Annotated in this window: 1 protein-coding gene and 1 pseudogene; both read left to right on the forward strand. The window is 72.3% G+C overall.

Features of this window, described 5'->3' with window-relative positions; genetic code table 11:
* Positions 1 to 228 precede the first annotated feature (228 nt).
* Positions 229 to 1,167 carry a sigma-70 family RNA polymerase sigma factor gene (locus tag JF597_RS54875; RefSeq protein ID WP_294014688.1) on the forward strand — a complete coding sequence of 313 codons (939 nt, stop codon included), beginning with the start codon at positions 229 to 231 and terminating at the stop codon, positions 1,165 to 1,167.
* A gap of 56 nt (positions 1,168 to 1,223) precedes the next feature.
* Positions 1,224 to 1,549: pseudogene (locus JF597_RS54880) on the forward strand (riboflavin biosynthesis protein RibD); the annotation flags it as partial.

Raw genomic sequence — 1,549 nt, forward strand, 5'->3', positions numbered from 1 at the left:
CAGCGGTGGGCGGGGTGGACAGAGCGGAACAGGCGGTGGCGGCGAAAAGCCCACAGAGGGCGAGAGCGCAGGCGGCGGCGCGGGGCGGGGTCATGCCTCCAGTGATCACCGGGTTCGCGGAGGTCACCAGTGGTCCGGGCCGTATGGGTTACGGGCTGCCGGTGCCATCCGGGGAGCGGATCGCACGGTGGCCTGCGATCCGGGCGCCGGGTGCGCCATGCTGGTCCCGTGGATCTCGAGCCGTACCGGGGTGAGTTGGTGGCGTACTGCTACCGGATGCTGGGCTCGTTCCACGAGGCCGAGGACCTGGTGCAGGAGACGATGCTGCGCGCCTGGAAGGCCCGGGACCGGTACGACCCCACCCGTGCCTCGGTGCGGACCTGGTTGTACCGGATCGCGACCAACGTGTGTCTGACCGCGCTGGAGGGGCGTACACGGCGGCCGTTGCCGTCCGGGCTCGGTGCGCCGAGTGAGGATCCCCGGGCGCCGCTCACTCCGGCCCTCGACGTTCCCTGGCTCCAGCCGTTCCCCGACGCACGGTTCGACCTGGAGGTACGGGCCGACATGCGGCTCGCGCTGGTGGCGGCGATGCAGGTCCTGCCACCGCGCCAGCGTGCCGTGCTGGTGCTGCGTGAGGTGCTGGAGTTCACCGCCGCCGAGGTGGCCGAGCAGTTGGGGACCACGGCCGCGGCCGTCAACAGCGCGCTCCAGCGGGCCCGTGGCGCCCTCGCGGAGGCAGGTGCCGCGGAGGAGGTCGTGGAGCCGGACGACGCCGCGGCCCGCGCGGTGATCCAGCGGTATGTGCGGGCGTTCGAGACGGCCGACGTCCCCGCGCTCGTCCGGCTGCTCGCGGAGGAGGCGGTCCTGGAGATGCCGCCGGTGCCGCTGTGGTACCGGGGCAGCCGCGACTACGGCCGGTTCATGGACCGCGTGTTCGCGATGCGCGGTACGGGCTGGGTCACGACCCCCCTCACCGCCAACGGCCAGCCCGCGCTCGCCGCGTACGCACCCGAGCCCGACGGCTCGCATCGTCTGCACACGCTTCAGGTGTTCACGGTCACCGCCGGCCGGGTCGCGCACAACGTCGTGTTCGCCGATCCGCGGGTGTTCGAGGCGTTCGGCCTGCCCCGGCGGATTTCTTCCGAGGAGATTCGCCGGGAGCGATGAGTGGAGCGGGTGCCGCCGGTAGGTACAGGCGGGCATCGACCGAAGGGACTCCCACCATGAGCGTCATCGTCATCGAGTTCGTCACCCTGGACGGGATCGTGTCCGACCCGGACGGCTCCGCGGGAACGCCGACCGGCGGCTGGGCCTTCCGGCACGGCCCGGAGACGGTCGCCGGGGACAAGTTCCGGCTCGGCCGCACCCTCGACGACGGGGTCATGCTGCTGGGTCGTACGACGTGGCAGTTGTTCTCGCGCATCTGGCCCGGGCGGGACGACCCCTTCGCGACGCGGATGAACGCCGCGCCGAAGCTGGTCGCCTCCCGCACGCTGACCGACACCTCGGCGTGGGGGAACTCCCGGGTCATGGACGGCGGTCTCGTCGA

The sequence above is a fragment of the Streptomyces sp. genome (assembly GCF_019510245.1).
GTDB lineage: Bacteria > Actinomycetota > Actinomycetes > Streptomycetales > Streptomycetaceae > Streptomyces.